The following is a 17,274-nucleotide window of genomic DNA, read 5'->3' as shown; positions in this document are numbered from 1 at the left end:
CGGATTCGAACCGTTGACCCCCTGCTTGCAAAGCAGGTGCTCTAGCCAGCTGAGCTAATCCCCCAAGACCGTAGTCCCAGGCAGAGTTGAACTGCCGACCTCCACATTATCAGTGTGGCGCTCTGACCAACTGAGCTATAGGACTGGCATCTTCAAGCCCTGTGCGATTCAACGCCCATAGAGTCGGATATGTCAGGTACAGGAAACGGAAACGAAAGGAACCACGCAAGAAACATGAGACCGGACGCTCCAGAAAGGAGGTGTTCCAGCCGCACCTTCCGGTACGGCTACCTTGTTACGACTTAGCCCCAATCACCGGTTTTACCCTAGGGCGCCCCTTGCGGTTACGCACTTCAGGTACCCCCGGCTTTCATGGCTTGACGGGCGGTGTGTACAAGGCCCGGGAACGTATTCACCGCGCCATGGCTGATGCGCGATTACTAGCGAATCCAGCTTCGTGGAGCCGGGTTGCAGGCTCCAGTCCGAACTGGGAGGGGATTTCGGGATTCGCGCGCCGTCGCCGGCTGGCAGCCCTCTGTACCCCCCATTGTAACACGTGTGTAGCCCCGGACGTAAGGGCCGTGCTGATTTGACGTCATCCCCACCTTCCTCGCATCTTACGATGGCAGTACCGGCAGAGTACCCAGCATCACCTGATGGCAACTGCCGGAAGGGGTTGCGCTCGTTATGGCACTTAAGCCGACACCTCACGGCACGAGCTGACGACAACCATGCAGCACCTCCGCGCCTGCCTTGCGGCTGCACCGTTTCCGGCACATTCAGGCGCAGTTCAAGCCCGGGTAAGGTTCCTCGCGTATCATCGAATTAAACCACATGTTCCTCCGCTTGTGCGGGCCCCCGTCAATTCCTTTGAGTTTCACCGTTGCCGGCGTACTCCCCAGGTGGGACACTTAACGCTTTCGCTTGGCCGCCGACTGTATATCGCCGACAGCGGGTGTCCATCGTTTACCGTGCGGACTACCAGGGTATCTAATCCTGTTTGATACCCGCACCTTCGAGCCTCAACGTCAGTGGCGGGCTGGCATGCTGCCTTCGCAATCGGGGTTCTTCGTGATATCTATGCATTTCACCGCTACACCACGAATTCCGCATGCCGCGACCGTACTCAAGCCCCACAGTTTCAACTGCAATTTTACGGTTGAGCCGCAAACTTTCACAGCTGACTTAAGGGGCCGTCTGCGCTCCCTTTAAACCCAATAAATCCGGATAACGCTCGCATCCTCCGTATTACCGCGGCTGCTGGCACGGAGTTAGCCGATGCTTATTCGCAGGGTACCTGCAATATGCCACACGTGGCACACTTTATCCCCCTGCAAAAGGAGTTTACAACCCGTAGGGCAGTCATCCTCCACGCTACTTGGCTGGTTCAGGCTCGCGCCCATTGACCAATATTCCTCACTGCTGCCTCCCGTAGGAGTTTGGGCCGTGTCTCAGTCCCAATGTGGGGGGCCTTCCTCTCAGAACCCCTATCCATCGTCGCCTTGGTGGGCCGTTACCCCGCCAACAAGCTAATGGAACGCATCCCCATCGGCGGCCGATAACTCTTTAGTCAGGCTGTCATGGAACTGCCTGACACCATCGGGGATTAATCTTTCTTTCGAAAGGCTGGACCCGGGCCGCCGGAAGGTCGGATACGCGTTACTCACCCGTGCGCCGGTCGCCATCAGGCTTAGCAAGCTAAGCCCATGCTGCCCCTCGACTTGCATGTGTTAGGCCTGTAGCTAGCGTTCATCCTGAGCCAGGATCAAACTCTTCATTGTAAAATATCTTTTCATCGCCTGCCTCCCCAAAAAAAGAAAGGCAAGGCGGATTTTTTCCTGTCCAGGTCCGGTTACATCTCTCTAACCTTCACGTCATTCACTTTTCGTACTGCGTTTCCTGTATCCAAATCATATCAAAGATCTTGCTCACCAGGGACTTACACAACCTTTTCAGGTGGCGTCCCTTTCGGAAAGCGAGTGCAAAGGTACGCCTTTTTACCGAAACTGCAAGAAACTGGAGAACTTTTTTTGAAACTTTTTTCATGTGAAATATGCAAAATGCTGATATTCACAGATATACAGGAAAATATTTACACCTAAAAAGAACTTCGTAAGAATAACAATACTCCTTATTATATATATAACAACAGAAAACCGAGCATGAAAAGAGCAAAGAAAAAACAAGATTATAAACATTGACGCCGATGCAATATCAAATACAGCACCGGCGTTAATGCAACTATTTGTTCTCTTCAACGAAATTAGATGCATCGTAATATAAAACCAAATGAATGTCCGCAAACAACCAATACATACCCCTGAAAAATGAATATATACTGCATACGCGGTTGAATATATACTGCATCGGCCTACGAATATATACTTCATCGGCAAATGCAGTACTACTGCGTTTCCAACTCAGCCAGATTAACTAATTGCAGATATAAAATTATAGTTGATGCATAATTCATCCCACCTATCAATAAGCATGACCATCCTCCTTCAGTTCATCGGAAGTAATTGGTTTTCGATCTATCGCTCTCCAGGCATATATGATATAAGCCAATACAAACGGGACCAAAATTGAAACATAAGCCATCGTTTTTAGTGTAAACTGGCTGGAACAGCTATTGGCTAAAGTTAATGAACTTTGCAAATCAGCGGTAGAAGGATAATATGCCGTATGGTTATATCCTACGCTCAACAGTAAAGCCAATACAGTCAATACTGTACCGACACCTGCAAACCAAATACCTTTGGTGTAGGTTTGCGACAAAATACTCCTAATCAAACCCAACAACACACTTACCACACCTACCAAGAACAAGCCGAAAAGCACAGGCATTGCCAGCAAATTATGCCAATATTTAAACGGCTCCATCACAATAATTTGAGTTACAGGATCCACCGCAAACCCATCTTTCAATAATGTGCGAATTACAAATGCCAAAAAGAAAATCAGAAAAGGAACAGCATCTGTAATCAACTGACGACGACAACGCGGTATCAGCTTTTCATCACGGATATTGTTGATAAAATACAAATTACCCAACAAACGTGCCAAAAAGAACACCGCTAAGCCCAAAATAATGTTCCAAGGATCACCAAATGCATCCAATCCATGCCATCCATTCGCCCAATGGCTAATAACCGGCATCATATTATCGGTCATGTTTGCTTTATCGACAATAAAATTCGAACCATTGAAGAAAGTAGCCACAGCTGCTCCCAGCAACACCGGTCCCACCACTCCATTAATAACCAAGAAATATTGATAAGCGCGCTTCCCCAACAGATTGCCTAATTTCGATTGGAATTCATACGAAACAGCTTGTAAAACGAAGCTGAACAAAATAATCATCCATAACCAGTATGCTCCCCCGAAACTCGTACTATAAAACAAAGGAAATGAAGCAAAAAACGCTCCCCCAAAAGTCACTAATGTAGTAAAAGTAAACTCCCACTTACGTCCGGTAGAGTTGACCAGCAACGTACGCTCTTCATCAGTACGTCCCAACCGGAACAACAAAGAATTTCCTCCCTGGACGAACAGTAAAAATACCAACAGGGCTCCCAACAACGAAACCAAGAACCACCAATAATTTTGTAAGAATAGATATGTAGAATCCATAATGAATTATTTTTATGAGTTAATCCGTTTAACTATGCATTCATGCCTCTTCGGGACCCTTTTGAATAGCTTTCAGCATGATGCCGATTTCAGCAATCAACAATACCGTAAAAAGTATCAAAAATATAAAGAAAGTAGTCTGGACCGAACCAGTTTCCAATCTGGATATGGCCGCATTTACCGGAAGCAAATCTTGAATTGTCCAAGGCTGGCGACCGACTTCGGCCACAATCCATCCCGCCTGACCGGCAAGATAAGCCAACGGAATGCTTGCCAAAGCAACATAATGCAACCAATTTACTTTCGACAACTTCCGTTTCCACGCAAGAAACAATATCAACGCAAAAAAAGCAATGAAATACATTCCCAGTCCTACCATTACGCGGAAAGCCCAAAACGAAAGCCAGACATTAGGTACCAGATCGTTAGGGTCATCAATATACCCGTAACCGAAATACTTCATATTCTCATCAATGACCTGACGTGCCGCTTCCATTGCAACTTGGTCACCTTCCTGCTTCGCTTCACGATAATCCGCCAAAGCAGCTATGGCCTTTTTCCCGTTCTTCATTTTCTCCACGACCGAAAGCGCTTTTGTACTGTCTGGCAAAGCATATCCTCCCAAAAGTATATTGTTAATACCCGGCACATAACCGTCAAAATCATGCGTAGCCAGATAAGACAACATCAATGGAATCTTGATATCGCCCACCACCGTCAAAGGTTCGCGTGTGCCTCCATCATACAAAGCTTCCATAGCAGCCAGCTTCATCGGTTGGCATTGAGCCACTTGATATGCCGACTTATCTCCAGTCATCGCCGTTACCAACGAAGCAAACAGACCAACTACAGCAGCCACCTTCATACTTGCAATGGCAAACTCTTTTTCCCGTTTGCGCAACAAAAACCAGGCACTGACTCCAATCACAAACACTGCTCCTAACATCCAACTGCTAAGGACGGTATGAAAAAACTTAGTCACTGCTACTGGCGAAAAAGCAACAGCCACGAAATCAACCATCTCATTCCGCACCGTATCCGGGTTGAAAGCCATGCCTACCGGATATTGCATCCATGAGTTTGCCACCAAAATCCACCATGCCGAAAAAGTTGCTCCCAATCCCGTAAGCCAGGTAGAAGCCAAGTGAAATTTCTTACTGACTTTGTTCCATCCGAAAAACATAACAGCCACAAATGTAGCCTCCATAAAAAACGCCACAATACCTTCTATCGCCAATGGAGCCCCAAAGATATCTCCTACAAACCAAGAATAATTACTCCAGTTAGTACCAAACTGGAATTCCAAAATCAATCCGGTAGCCACTCCCACCGCAAAATTAATTCCAAACAGCTTCATCCAGAATTTGGCTGTCCGCTTCCAAAACTCATTCCCTGAAATGACATACAGGGTTTCCATCAATCCCATTATCACAGCCAATCCCAATGTGAGGGGCACAAACAGCCAATGATACATGGCGGTCAAGGCAAACTGTGCTCTTGACCAGTCAATCATCGAGGTGTCAATACTTGCTAACATACGTCTATCTTATTTAGTTAATGAATTATCCACCGAACGGTTCACCAGTTCCATCCCGACATAATCCTGCTTTTCCTCGGGACTCTTCCCTTTCAAGAACGACGGAAAGAAAAACAACTTCAGAATAAAGAACATAATGAAAAGTTTTATCAGAATCAACACCCACAATGTGCGCCCTATGGTCATCGAACGAAAACCATCCCGATAAAACGTCCAAACTCGAAGAATCTGTCTTTTAATCATAATATAGTTTTATAATGATTACAAAGAAAAACCTTTTATCGGTAAAATGCAAGTCTTTATCCGTAGAATTTATCCGTTAATCTATATCATTTGTTCCTTTTCCCAGTGATTCATACATTTGCATACATCAAAACCAAACAAATAACATTTATGAAACTACGAACGGCTTGCATATATACGATTCTATCAGCTGCCCTTCCTCTTTACGCACAAGAAAACTCGAACGGAAAAGAATGGACACTGCAAGAATGCATAAACTATGCACTTGAAAAAAACATCCAATTGCAACAAAACAAGATTTCGCTACAAGAAAGCGAAATAGACATCAAGGATGCACGCGCCAGCCTATTCCCAAGTCTGTCATTCAGCACAGGACACAACGTGGTAAACCGGCCTTACCAAGAACAAAGCAACACGGTTAGCGGAACAGAAATTATCAGCAGCGACGAAAAGACCACATACAACGGCAATTACAGCCTAAATGCACAATGGACGCTGTGGAATGGAGGACAGAGACTAAATAATCTGAAACAACAGAAAACCAACCGCGACATTGCCCGCCTGACCGTCTCAGAAACCGAAAACACCTTGCAAGAACAGATAACACAACTTTTCATCCAGATTCTTTATGCTGATGAATCTATCCAAATAAACAAAAGCACATTGGAAGTAAGCAAAGCCACCTACAAACGAGGACAAGAACTGTTTGCCGAAGGAAGCCTTTCGAAAGCCGATCTGGCACAACTGGAAGCTCAAGTAAGCGATGACCAATACCAACTTGTCACTGCAGAAAGTACGTGGAGAAACTATAAACTGCAACTGAAACAATTACTGGAACTGGACGGTAGTGAAGAATTCAACCTGGTCCTCCCCGAACTGAATGAGGAAAACATTCTGAAAATGTTGCCCAGTCAAACCGATGTCTACCAAGCAGCCATGGCAATACGTCCTGAAATCCAAAGCAGCAGGCTAAGCATAGAAAACGCCAAACTAGGCATATCGGCCGCCAAGGCAGGTTACTATCCTACCATCAGCCTGTCAGCATCCAGTTCGAGTACGACCAACAGTGCCAGCACAAACAACTGGGCACAACAAATGAAATACGGCTGGAATAACATGATAGGAATCAGTCTCAGCATTCCTATTTTCGACAATCGCCAAAACAAAAGTAACGTACAGAAAGCACGTTTACAGTACAACACCAGCCAACTAGACTTGATAAACAAACAAAAAGAACTATACAGTACCATTGAGGGGCTGTGGTTGGATGCCTTAAATGCACAACAGCAATATGTTGCTGCCGAAACCAAAGTGAAAAGCAGCCAAACCAGCTTCGACATGGTAAACGAACAATTCAATTTGGGCATGAAAAATACCGTAGAACTACTCACAGAGAAAAACAACCTGCTAAGTGCCAAACAGCAATTGGTACAAGCCAAATACATGGCGATACTTAACCGGACACTTCTGAACTTTTATGCAGGAAACAATATCGAACTATAAAAAACAAGCAATATGAAGAAGAAAAAAACATGGATTATAGCGGCAATCGCCATCGTAGTGATTATTGCAGTATGCTGGACCTTAAGCGGAACGAAAGCCAATAGCCAAGTCGATTTCGTAACCGAAAAAACACGGACAGGCAGTGTCAGCAACTCTATCACGGCTACAGGAACCATTGAGCCAGTCACTGAAGTAGAAGTGGGTACGCAAGTATCCGGCATTATTGACAAGATCTATGTAGACTACAACTCGATAGTCAAGCAAGGAGAAATCATCGCTGAAATGGACAAGGTTACACTTCTAAGTGATTTACAATCAGCACAAGCTACTTATAACGGTGCAAAAGCCGAATACGAATACCAAAAAAAACTGTATGAACGCAATAAGACCTTGCATGAAAAGCAACTGATCAGCGATACCGACTACGAACTATCCACTTACGACTATCAACGTGCCGCAAGCAGCTACGAGCAAGCAGAAGCCGAACTGGCAAAAGCCGAAAGAAACTTATCGTATGCCACCATCACATCACCGATAAACGGAATAGTCACCAGCAAAGATGTAGAAGAAGGACAAACCGTAGCTTCCGGATTCGAGACCCCCACTCTTTTTACCATTGCTGCAGACCTGACCCAAATGCAGGTAGTAGCCGATGTGGATGAAGCAGACATTGCAGGAGTAGCAGACAGTGCACGAGTTACCTTCACCGTCGACGCCTACCCCAACGATGTATTCGAGGGAAAAGTGAAACAAGTACGCCTGGGCAGCGTGAACAGCAGTTCCAGCAGTTCTTCGTCATCTAGCAGCGAATCAACGGTAGTGACCTACGAAGTTGTTATCACAGCCGACAATCCCGACTTGAAACTGAAGCCACGCCTCACCGCCAATGTCACTATTTACACCTTGACACACGACAACGTGCTGACCGTTCCTGCCAAAGCCTTGCGCTTCACTCCGAATAAGGATATTGCAGGAGGACGTGCCATCCAAGACTGTGCCGGCGAACACAAAGTATGGACGCTAGAAAACAACACATTCGTAGCACATCCGGTAAAAACCGGCATCAGCGACGGTGCATACACAGAAGTGGAAGGCATTGACGAAGGCACGGAAGTAGTAACCGAAGCCACCGTAAAAAGTGAAATGCCCGAAATGAACGGAAGCAGTGAAGGCGGCGAACGCAGCCCGTTTATGCCAGGGCCTCCGGGAAGTGACAAGAAAAAAGACAAAAAATAAACGGATGCAACGTAATTCTTTCAAAAAATGAGCAAAACAGTCATTGAATTACAAAATATTAAGCGTAACTTTGTGGTGGGAGATGAAATTGTCCACGCATTGCGCGGTATTTCGTTCAAGATATGTGAAGGAGAGTTTGTTACCATCATGGGGACATCCGGCTCCGGCAAATCAACCTTGCTGAATACCTTGGGATGCCTTGACACACCCACCAGTGGCGAATATTATCTGGACGGAATTTCAGTGCGCACAATGAGTAAATCACAACGTGCCATTCTGCGCAACCGGAAAATCGGGTTTGTATTCCAAAACTACAACCTGCTTCCGAAAACGACTGCAGTCGCTAACGTGGAACTTCCGCTGATGTATAATCCCGCGGTAAGTGCAGCCGAACGAAAAAGAAGAGCCGTGGAAGCATTGATTGCCGTAGGACTGGGAGACCGTCTGGAGCACAAATCGAACCAGATGTCAGGCGGACAAATGCAACGAGTAGCTATAGCACGCGCCTTGGTCAACAATCCGGCAGTCATCCTCGCTGATGAAGCAACCGGTAACCTTGACACTCGGACATCCTTCGAAATCCTGGTGCTGTTTCAGAAACTACACGCGGAAGGACGAACCATCATCTTTGTCACGCATAACCCGGACTTGTCGCAATACAGTAGCCGCAACATCCGCCTGCGCGACGGACACGTAATAGAAGACACCATAAATCAACGCGTCCTATCAGCAGCCGAGGCACTTGCTGCACTACCCAAAAACGATGATGATGCATAAACAAACGATTTTCGCCAATAGTTTCGGGCTACGAAAGCATAAAAGTCCGTGTCCAGGCACATGTCTGGAAGTATAAAAATATTTCCGACAAGCCCATAAACGAGTTTAAAACAAAGTAAACACGAGAAAGAATTTATAAAAATGAACGGAACAAACCTATTCAAAATAGCGCTTCGGGCATTGGCAAACAACAAGCTCCGTGCTTTCCTCACCATGCTGGGCATTATCATCGGTGTGGCATCGGTAATTGCCATGCTTGCCATCGGACAAGGTTCGAAACGAAGTATCCAGCAGCAGATTTCGGAAATGGGTTCGAACATGATCATGATTCATCCCGGAGCCGAAATGCGCGGCGGCGTACGTCAAGACCCATCAGCCATGCAGACACTGAAACTGGAAAACTACGAAAAACTGCGTGACGAATGCATCTATCTTGCCGCCATCAGCCCCAATGTATCTTCATCGGGACAACTCATCGCCGGTTCGAACAACTACCCGTCTTCTGTAACAGGATGTAGCAATGATTATTTAGAAATACGTCAACTCACGGTAGAACAAGGCGAAGCATTCAGTGACAACGACATACGGACAGCTGCAAAAGTCTGCATCATAGGGAAGACCATAGTAGACAACCTGTTTCCCGACGGAACGGACCCCATTGGTAAAATCATCCGTTGCAACAAGATTCCGCTCCGCGTTATCGGCGTCTTGAAATCAAAAGGATATAACTCGATGGGACAAGACCAGGACGATATCGTACTGTCACCTTACACCACCGTAATGAAACGCTTGCTGGCACAAACCTACTTGAGCGGCATATTTGCTTCTGCACTGACCGAAGACATGACCCAAGAAGCAGTAGACGAAATCACTACTGTCTTGCGCCGCGAACACAAGCTGAAAAGCACCGACGATGACGACTTTACCATCCGTACCCAGCAGGAACTCAGTTCGATGCTGAATACCACTACTGACCTGATGACCACCCTGCTTGCCTGTATTGCCGGTATTTCACTGGTAGTAGGAGGTATCGGAATCATGAATATCATGTATGTGTCGGTAACCGAGCGCACCCGCGAAATCGGGCTGCGCATGTCGGTCGGCGCACGAGGCATAGACATTCTTTCGCAATTTCTCATCGAATCCGTTCTCATCAGCATCACAGGAGGACTGATTGGTGTCATATTGGGATGCGGAGCCAGCTTCGTCATCAAGACGGTAGCCCACTGGCCCGTGTTCATCCAACCGTGGAGCGTACTGCTCTCGTTCGCGGTCTGCACGTTGACAGGTGTATTTTTTGGTTGGTATCCGGCAAAGAAAGCCGCCGACCTTGACCCGATAGAGGCTTTACGCTACGAGTGATTCATTTATTTTGATTTTAGCCCGAGCTTGTGAAAGTTCGTCTAAAATAACTTTGTTCTTCATAACTTTGGTTTCTTTATCCGGCTGCCCAAGGAGTTCATCCCGGCAGCCGGATTTTTCGAAATCTTGCCCATCATCTTTGTTCATTTAATTACAAAAGCACCATGAAACAAACCACCGACATACCCCGCCGAACCTTGGAGATACTGATACATATTATCTGCTGGGGACTTTTTTTCGCTTTCCCGATTTTCTTCGCCCAACGCACCAACGGCACAATCAACTGGAAAGAATTCATGCACCACAGCATCTTCCCCACCTCGGCATTCTTCATCTTTTACCTCAACTATTTTCTGTTAATACCCTATCTTCTCTTCCGGGAACGTTCCAGACAGTTCCTGTTGACCAACTTTGTCATCATCGCTATCATGACCTTGGGACAACGTTACCTGAATAACTTGATTGCACCACCTCCTCCCGACTTGAACCGCCCGATTCCTCCACAATACATCTTTTATCTTCGCGACATGGCAGGCCTCATCTTCTCAACAGGACTGAGTGTTGCCATCCGCATGAGCATCCGTTGGAGCCAAGCTGAAGCCGAACGGCAAGAAGCGGTAAAAAGCCGCACCGAAGCCGAACTGAAAAACCTCCGCAACCAACTGAATCCTCACTTCCTGCTGAACACCTTAAATAATATCTATGCACTGATTGCCTTCGATACAGACAAGGCCCAACAAGCTGTACAGGAACTGAGCAAACTACTGCGATATGTGCTCTACGACAATCAGCAAATGTTCGTACCGCTAATAAAGGAAATCGACTTCATCCGGAATTACATTGAACTGATGCGCATACGCGTTTCCCCACAGGTAACGATAGAAACCGAATTCCACATCAAGCCGGAAAGCCAGACTCCCATTGCACCGCTCATTTTCATTTCCTTAATAGAAAATGCATTCAAGCACGGCATATCTCCTACCCATCCCAGCTTCATCTCCATCACTATCACAGAAACAGATGAAGAAATATGCTGTACCATACGCAACAGCAATTACCCGAAAACCCGTACAGACAAAAGCGGGTCTGGCATCGGGCTGGAACAGGTAAGCAAACGCCTGGAGCTGATTTATCCCGGACGTTACCAATGGGAACGACACGTGTCACACGATGGCAAAGAATATCTGTCCTCTATCAGCATCCGGCCATTTCACTCTGTATAACTCTAAAAATAGAAACTAACATGAACTTACGTTGCGCTATCATCGACGATGAACCTCTGGCATTAGGACTGCTGGAAAGTTATGTAAAAAAGACCCCTGTACTGACTCTATGCGGTACATACTCAAGTGCCATCCAGGCAATGAAGTCATTGCCCGAACATCCGGTCGACCTTTTGTTTCTCGACATCCAAATGCCCGATCTGAACGGACTGGAATTTTCACGTATGGTATCCGATACTACCCGCATCATCTTCACCACGGCATTCAATCAATATGCCATCGACGGCTATCGGGTAAATGCACTCGACTACCTACTGAAACCCATCAGCTATGCCGACTTCATGGAAGCTGTCAACAAAGCCATCCACTGGTTCGAACTCCAACAAAAAGCCGAAATTGCTTTCTCTTCTGCACAAGCCGAAAAATACATTTATGTAAAAAGCGATTACAAACTGATACAAATAGAACTAAGCAAGATTTTATACATCGAAGGCTTGAAAGACTACATTAAAATCCATGTAGAAGGAACAGACAAACCCATCCTGTCACTCATCAGCATGAGAGCCATGGAAGAAAAGCTGCCGGCAAGCCAGTTCATACGGGTTCACCGCTCATTTATCGTCCAAAAGCAGAAAATAAAAATAATCGACAAAGGACGCATTGTCTTCGGAAAAGATTACATTCCGATCTCTGATAGTTATAAGCAAGAGCTCCAAAACTATGTTAACGAACATATTGTTTAAACTTGTTCTCGTTTTTAATCTTCTTTAACGCCCTATAAGTGCGTTTTTCTTTTGATAAGTTTGCCGCTTCTAAATATAAGGCTTATATTTGCCGTGTACATAATAACAACAGAAGTTGTGAAACTTCTTATTGAATAGTTTAGTTAAGTCTAGTTTAGTTTTTGTGTTGTGATACTCCAACCATTAGAGAATGGCTGGAGTATCTTTTTTCGTGGGTCTCAGCCACTTGGAGAAAAGGTACTTTAACAGTTTGTTTCCACGGGCGGCAATATTTATTAGTCGTTTTTTAGTCGAAAACTTAGTCCGATAATCCAATCCGCATGGCCGCCTTACTTGTAAGATTATTAATCTTCACGCCGAAAGATTATTAATCTTCACGCTGTAAGATTAATAATCTTACAAACGATGCAGCTATATTGCGGAGTATTATTTTTCCGAAATCCATCCGTATTTGGGAGAGTTTCCCTATCTTTGTTCCCCGACTAAAAACATTGAAACGAAAAGACAATAATGAAAGCGAAATTTTTCTTGGCGGCTTGCCTCTTCTGCCTGTGCTTCTGGCAGGCAATGACGGCACAGAATGCTTATCCGAAGCGTGAGTTCCGCGGAGCATGGATACAATGTGTAAACGGACAGTTTCAGGGGATGCCTGCACGGACCATGCAGACTGTATTGGTGAACCAACTTGACAAGCTGAAGGAGGCGGGCATCAACGCCATTATCTTTCAGGTACGGGCAGAGTGCGATGCACTTTATCGTTCATCATACGAACCGTGGAGCCGCTTCCTGACCGGTGTACAGGGCCAGGCACCCACTCCGATGTGGGATCCTTTGCAATTCATGATAGACGAGTGCCACAAGCGAGGCATGGAGCTTCATGCGTGGATTAATCCGTACCGGGCACAGACCAAGGGCACGACGGTGCTTTCTCCGCTTCATCCCTATAATAAATATCCCAATCTTTTCGTACGCTATGCGGGTCAGTTGTATTTCGACCCCGGACAACCCGAGTCGCGCAAGTACATTTGCCGCATTGTGCGCGACATTGTCTCGCGTTACGACATAGACGCCATCCACATGGACGATTATTTTTATCCCTATCCGGTGAACGGCATGGACTTTCCGGATAACGTCAGCTTTGCGGCATATGGAAGGGGCTTTACAAACAAGGCAGACTGGAGGCGCGATAATGTGAACGTATTGATAAAAGAGATTCACGAGACCGTACGCCAGTGCAAGCCGTGGGTGAAGTTCGGCGTATCGCCTTTCGGTATCTACCGCAACAAGAAATCAGACCCGAACGGAAGCAATACGAACGGGCTTCAGAACTACGATGACCTGTATGCCGATGTACTGTTGTGGGTGAACAACGGCTGGGTGGATTACAACATCCCGCAGGTATATTGGGAAATCGGGCATCCAGCGGCAGACTATGACACCTTGGTGCGCTGGTGGGCGAAGCATTCGGCTGCACGTCCGTTGTATATCGGTCAAGACGTAATGCGTACGGTTTCGAATGCTGATATAAAGAATCCTCGTCTGAACCAGATGCCGGCAAAGTATCAGTTGCAGCGCTCGCTTCCTGCCATCGGAGGAAGTTGCCAGTGGTATGCCGCCGCTGTGGTGGACAATCCGGGTAATTATCGCGACATGCTGGAAAAGGTTTATCACAAATATCCTGCCCTCCAGCCCCGTTATCCGTTTATGGATGATAAAGCTCCGAAAAAGGTGCGCAAGGTGAAACCAGTATGGACCGAAGACGGATACATTCTGTTCTGGACGGCTCCGAAAGCCAAGGACGTGATGGATGAGGCGGTGCAATACGTGGTGTACCGCTTCGGGAATAAGGAAGATGTCAACCTGAAAGACCCTTCGCACATCGTAGCCATTACGCGCGATTGCTTCTATAAGCTTCCGTATGAGGACGGGAAGACAAAGTACCGCTATGTAGTGACTGCCCTCGACCGCTTGCAGAACGAATCGAAGGCGGTGAAGAAGAAAGTTAAATTATAGTCCTTAATTTGTTCCGGATAGTATCGTTTTATGTTGCGATGGTTATTAAAAAAGGCTTTTAGGCAGACTCTATGTTTGGAAAAGTTTGTATATTCCGTAAAATTTTCTAACTTTGTCTTAGTTTAATTTGCTGGAAGTGGGCTTTCTGTTCTTATCTAAAGGGAGCCATCCCTTCGCTTTCCGGCAAAAGAGATTATAAATGAGTTTCGGTCTGTTAAGGGAAGGGCCATGACTTAAAAAGAAAAGAGCTATGAAAAAGTTAGTGTTAACCGTATTGTTCGGCATGATTGCCTTGGTTGGTTTTTCACAAGTACGTTGGGATGCCCAGTTTGGCGTGAACTTCAGTAACATGACGAAGATGGACGATTCGAAAGCATTGCCTGGCTTTAATTTAGGTATCGGTATGGATTACAGCATCACGGATATGTGGTCGTTTAAGTCGGGGGTGATGTTTTCTTCCAAAGGATGGAAATATAAAGAGGATGGATACAAGGATACGTATCGTCCTGTTTATTTGGAAATACCGCTGATGGGAGCTTGGAAAACAAACATTACAGATAATGTTAAATTTGTTGTAAACGCAGGTCCTTATCTTGCTATCGGGCTTGGTGGAAAGAATAAGGAACATTGGGATAGTGGAGAAGATACTAAACTTTTTTCGGGAGAAGATGGACGTGATGCAATAATGAATCGCTTTGATCTTGGATTGCAATACGGAATTGGTTTTGAATTGGCAGACCGCTATCTGATTAATTTAACGGGACAGAACGGATTTATTTGTCCATTTAATGGTGACGTAATTGATGAAGATGGTGATAAAATTTCTCCAAAGAACATGAGTTTTGCTATTTCGGTAGGCTATATTTTCTGATAATTCAAACAATGTATAAATGTGCAAATGTGCTAATACGGAAATTGGCACATTTGCACATTCTTATATTAGCACATTCTTTATTTTCACATTTCCACATTACTTTATATGTCCTCGAATCTTTTCCAGATAGGCACGCATCCTCCCGGCGTCTTTTTTGCTGATGATGTCCAGCAGCTCGTTCAGTTCGGTGCGGATGCCTTCCACGTGTGCCGGGGTGCGGGGGTTGAACAGGATTTCCTGTAACAGGTAATCGTCTTCGCTCAATACGCCTTTGGCGATAGCCATGTGGCGTTTGAATGTGGTGCCCGGCGCATCCTGGTGCTTCATCACCGCCGCAAAGGCGAAAGTAGACACAAACGGGATGGAAAGCGAGTATGCCATGGTCTCGTCGTGCTCCTCGAACGTATATTCGAAGATGTTCAAGCCCAGGCGTTGATACAGGTCTTTAAAGAATATCTTGCCCAGATGGTCGCCTTCCTTGATGATGATGGCGTTCTCCGAACTCAGTTGGTCTAAGTTGGCAAAGGTCGGTCCGAACATCGGATGGGTAGATACATAACGGAATCCGCATTGCTCGTAGAACGCCTGCAGGTCGGTCTTGACCGAAGCGATATCGCTGATGATGCAATCCTTGGGCAAGAACGGCATTACCTGGTTGAAGGCTTGAAGGGTGTATTTTACGGTTACGGCGTTGATGACCAGTTCGGGACGGAAAGCCTCGATTTCTTCTTCTTTCGTAAACCGGTAGCAATTGTACATGAAGCGCAACCGCTTCGGGTCGGTTTCGAATACAGCCACTTCGTGCTCAAAGCTCAATACATCGGTAAAGAAGGAGCCCATTTTGCCGGCTCCCAATATCAGAATCTTCATCTTTTTTATTTACGATTTACTATTTACGATTTAGCGATTTATCATTTAGTAATTTGTATCTCATTCTTGTTGAAGCCCTAAATTGTAAATAGTAAATCGCTAAATCGTAAATCTTTTATTTATTAATGATTTCCAGTTGCTGGCGCACGCTTTCTTCGTGGATGGCTTCGAATACAGTCTTTACGAATTCGGGATCCATGCCGCAGAGGCTTCCCTGCGCTCCGCGCTTGTCGAGGATTTCGTTGTAACGTCCGGTCTGCAGGACGGTCATGTTGTGTTCCTTCTTGAACGTACCGATTTCGCGGCATACACGCATGCGTTTTGCCAAAATCTCCATCAGGTTATTGTCGCACTCGTCTATCTGCTGGCGCAATTCGTGCAAGCTTTCGGTGGTCTGGTGTTCCTTACGGATGACCAGCAGGTTGAGGATGTAGTCGAGTACATCGGGCGTGACTTGCTGCGAAGCGTCGCTCCAGGCGCTGTCCGGATTGCAGTGCGATTCTACGATGAGTCCGTCAAAACCTAAGTCCATGGCCTGCTGGCAGAGCGGGGCAATCAGTTCACGTTTGCCTCCGATGTGGCTCGGGTCGCACAGGATGGGCAGAGCCGGGATGCGGCGGCGCAATTCGATGGGGATATGCCATTGAGGCAAGTTACGGTAGATTTTCTTGTCGTACGAAGAAAAGCCGCGGTGGATAGCTGCCAGACGTTTCAGCCCTGCGGCGTTGATGCGTTCCAGTGCGCCAATCCATAACTCCAAGTCAGGATTAACAGGGTTCTTTACCAATACCGGGATATCCACGCCTTTCAGGGCATCGGCTATCTCTTGTACGGCAAAGGGGTTTGCCGAGGTGCGTGCGCCAATCCACAGGATATCGATGCCGGCTTTCAGGCATTCGTACACGTGTTTGGCAGTAGCCACTTCGGTAGCTACATACATGCCGGTTTCCTTCTTCACGTTCTTCAGCCAAGCCAGCCCTTCCACGCCGATTCCTTCGAAGCCTCCGGGTTTGGTGCGTGGCTTCCAGATGCCTGCACGGAAGATTTTGACTCCTTTGTTGGCAAGTTGGGTTGCGGTTGACATCACTTGTTCTTCTGTTTCTGCACTGCAGGGACCTGCAATGACAACGGGACGTTCTTTCGATACGCCTTCCAGTTCGATGGGTTGTAATTCGAGTTCCATATCTTTTGAATTTTTTGAGTTCGTAAGTTTAAGTTTGCTAAAACGCAGATTATTGCAGATTTTTATTGTTACAGAAA

General features: G+C 46.3%; 14 protein-coding genes, 2 tRNA genes and 1 rRNA gene (1 of these 17 running past the window's edge). 8 read left to right on the top strand and 9 right to left on the bottom strand.

Features of this window, described 5'->3' with window-relative positions; genetic code table 11:
• From B5G04_RS06130 to B5G04_RS06105, 6 genes are all read right to left on the bottom strand, one after another.
• Positions 1-64: transfer RNA gene (locus B5G04_RS06130), tRNA-Ala, on the bottom strand; it reaches 10 nt to the left of the window's first position.
• 7 nt (positions 65-71) lie between these two features.
• A tRNA-Ile gene (locus B5G04_RS06125) sits at positions 72-145 on the bottom strand.
• A 108-nt stretch (positions 146-253) separates the two neighbouring features.
• Positions 254-1,781 (bottom strand): 16S ribosomal RNA (locus B5G04_RS06120).
• Between the two features lie 700 nt (positions 1,782-2,481).
• On the bottom strand, positions 2,482-3,633 hold the full coding sequence (gene cydB, locus B5G04_RS06115; protein ID WP_022039604.1) for a cytochrome d ubiquinol oxidase subunit II: 1,152 nt from the start codon (positions 3,631-3,633) through the stop codon (positions 2,482-2,484).
• Positions 3,634-3,673: 40 nt separating this feature from the next.
• Entirely contained in the window at positions 3,674-5,170 is a 1,497-nt protein-coding gene (locus tag B5G04_RS06110; RefSeq protein WP_022039603.1) for a cytochrome ubiquinol oxidase subunit I, read from the bottom strand.
• A 9-nt stretch (positions 5,171-5,179) separates the two neighbouring features.
• Entirely contained in the window at positions 5,180-5,413 is a 234-nt protein-coding gene (locus B5G04_RS06105) for a DUF4492 domain-containing protein (RefSeq protein WP_022039602.1), read from the bottom strand.
• Between the two features lie 150 nt (positions 5,414-5,563).
• On the opposite strand from B5G04_RS06105, the gene B5G04_RS06100 reads away from it, so the two are divergent.
• From B5G04_RS06100 to B5G04_RS06085, 4 genes are all read left to right on the top strand, one after another.
• Complete coding sequence (locus B5G04_RS06100; protein WP_087396263.1) at positions 5,564-6,916, top strand: TolC family protein; 1,353 nt, start codon at positions 5,564-5,566, stop codon at positions 6,914-6,916.
• A 12-nt stretch (positions 6,917-6,928) separates the two neighbouring features.
• Positions 6,929-8,152 (top strand): efflux RND transporter periplasmic adaptor subunit, encoded by a 1,224-nt coding sequence (locus tag B5G04_RS06095; RefSeq protein ID WP_087208785.1) that lies wholly within the window; start codon positions 6,929-6,931, stop codon positions 8,150-8,152.
• A 27-nt stretch (positions 8,153-8,179) separates the two neighbouring features.
• Positions 8,180-8,929, top strand: coding sequence for an ABC transporter ATP-binding protein (locus tag B5G04_RS06090; RefSeq protein ID WP_022039599.1), 750 nt, complete (start codon positions 8,180-8,182; stop codon positions 8,927-8,929).
• 141 nt (positions 8,930-9,070) lie between these two features.
• Positions 9,071-10,291: an ABC transporter permease gene (locus B5G04_RS06085; protein ID WP_022039598.1), complete on the top strand. Its 1,221-nt coding sequence runs from the start codon at positions 9,071-9,073 to the stop codon at positions 10,289-10,291.
• Here B5G04_RS06085 and B5G04_RS19705 read toward each other — a convergent pair.
• Positions 10,277-10,438: a hypothetical protein gene (locus B5G04_RS19705; RefSeq protein ID WP_158098053.1), complete on the bottom strand. Its 162-nt coding sequence runs from the start codon at positions 10,436-10,438 to the stop codon at positions 10,277-10,279. The two genes, B5G04_RS06085 and B5G04_RS19705, sit on opposite strands and share 15 nt — an antisense overlap.
• 17 nt (positions 10,439-10,455) lie before the next feature.
• On the opposite strand from B5G04_RS19705, the gene B5G04_RS06080 reads away from it, so the two are divergent.
• The 4 genes from B5G04_RS06080 (at position 10,456) to B5G04_RS06065 (ending at position 15,141) form a co-directional block, all read left to right on the top strand.
• The gene (locus B5G04_RS06080; protein WP_087396261.1) at positions 10,456-11,514 is read left to right on the top strand and encodes a histidine kinase; all 1,059 of its coding nucleotides are present in this window, start codon (positions 10,456-10,458) and stop codon (positions 11,512-11,514) included.
• A gap of 20 nt (positions 11,515-11,534) precedes the next feature.
• Positions 11,535-12,257: a LytTR family DNA-binding domain-containing protein gene (locus B5G04_RS06075; RefSeq protein ID WP_087396259.1), complete on the top strand. Its 723-nt coding sequence runs from the start codon at positions 11,535-11,537 to the stop codon at positions 12,255-12,257.
• Positions 12,258-12,767: 510 nt separating this feature from the next.
• Positions 12,768-14,270: a family 10 glycosylhydrolase gene (locus tag B5G04_RS06070; RefSeq protein ID WP_087396257.1), complete on the top strand. Its 1,503-nt coding sequence runs from the start codon at positions 12,768-12,770 to the stop codon at positions 14,268-14,270.
• 250 nt (positions 14,271-14,520) lie between these two features.
• Entirely contained in the window at positions 14,521-15,141 is a 621-nt protein-coding gene (locus B5G04_RS06065) for a porin family protein (protein ID WP_022039594.1), read from the top strand.
• Positions 15,142-15,240: 99 nt separating this feature from the next.
• On the opposite strand, the gene B5G04_RS06060 is transcribed toward B5G04_RS06065, so the two are convergent.
• Together B5G04_RS06060 and B5G04_RS06055 are read right to left on the bottom strand one after the other, a co-directional pair.
• Positions 15,241-16,014: a prephenate dehydrogenase/arogenate dehydrogenase family protein gene (locus tag B5G04_RS06060; RefSeq protein WP_022039593.1), complete on the bottom strand. Its 774-nt coding sequence runs from the start codon at positions 16,012-16,014 to the stop codon at positions 15,241-15,243.
• Between the two features lie 115 nt (positions 16,015-16,129).
• On the bottom strand, positions 16,130-17,197 hold the full coding sequence (locus B5G04_RS06055; RefSeq protein ID WP_022039592.1) for a bifunctional 3-deoxy-7-phosphoheptulonate synthase/chorismate mutase type II: 1,068 nt from the start codon (positions 17,195-17,197) through the stop codon (positions 16,130-16,132).
• Positions 17,198-17,274: the final 77 nt, after the last annotated feature.

The sequence above is a fragment of the Bacteroides sp. An51A genome (assembly GCF_002161565.1).
Classification (GTDB): Bacteria; Bacteroidota; Bacteroidia; order Bacteroidales; family Bacteroidaceae; genus Phocaeicola; species Phocaeicola intestinalis.
Note: the sequence above shows the minus strand (reverse complement) of the source record. Positions and strands in the feature narration are given on the sequence as shown.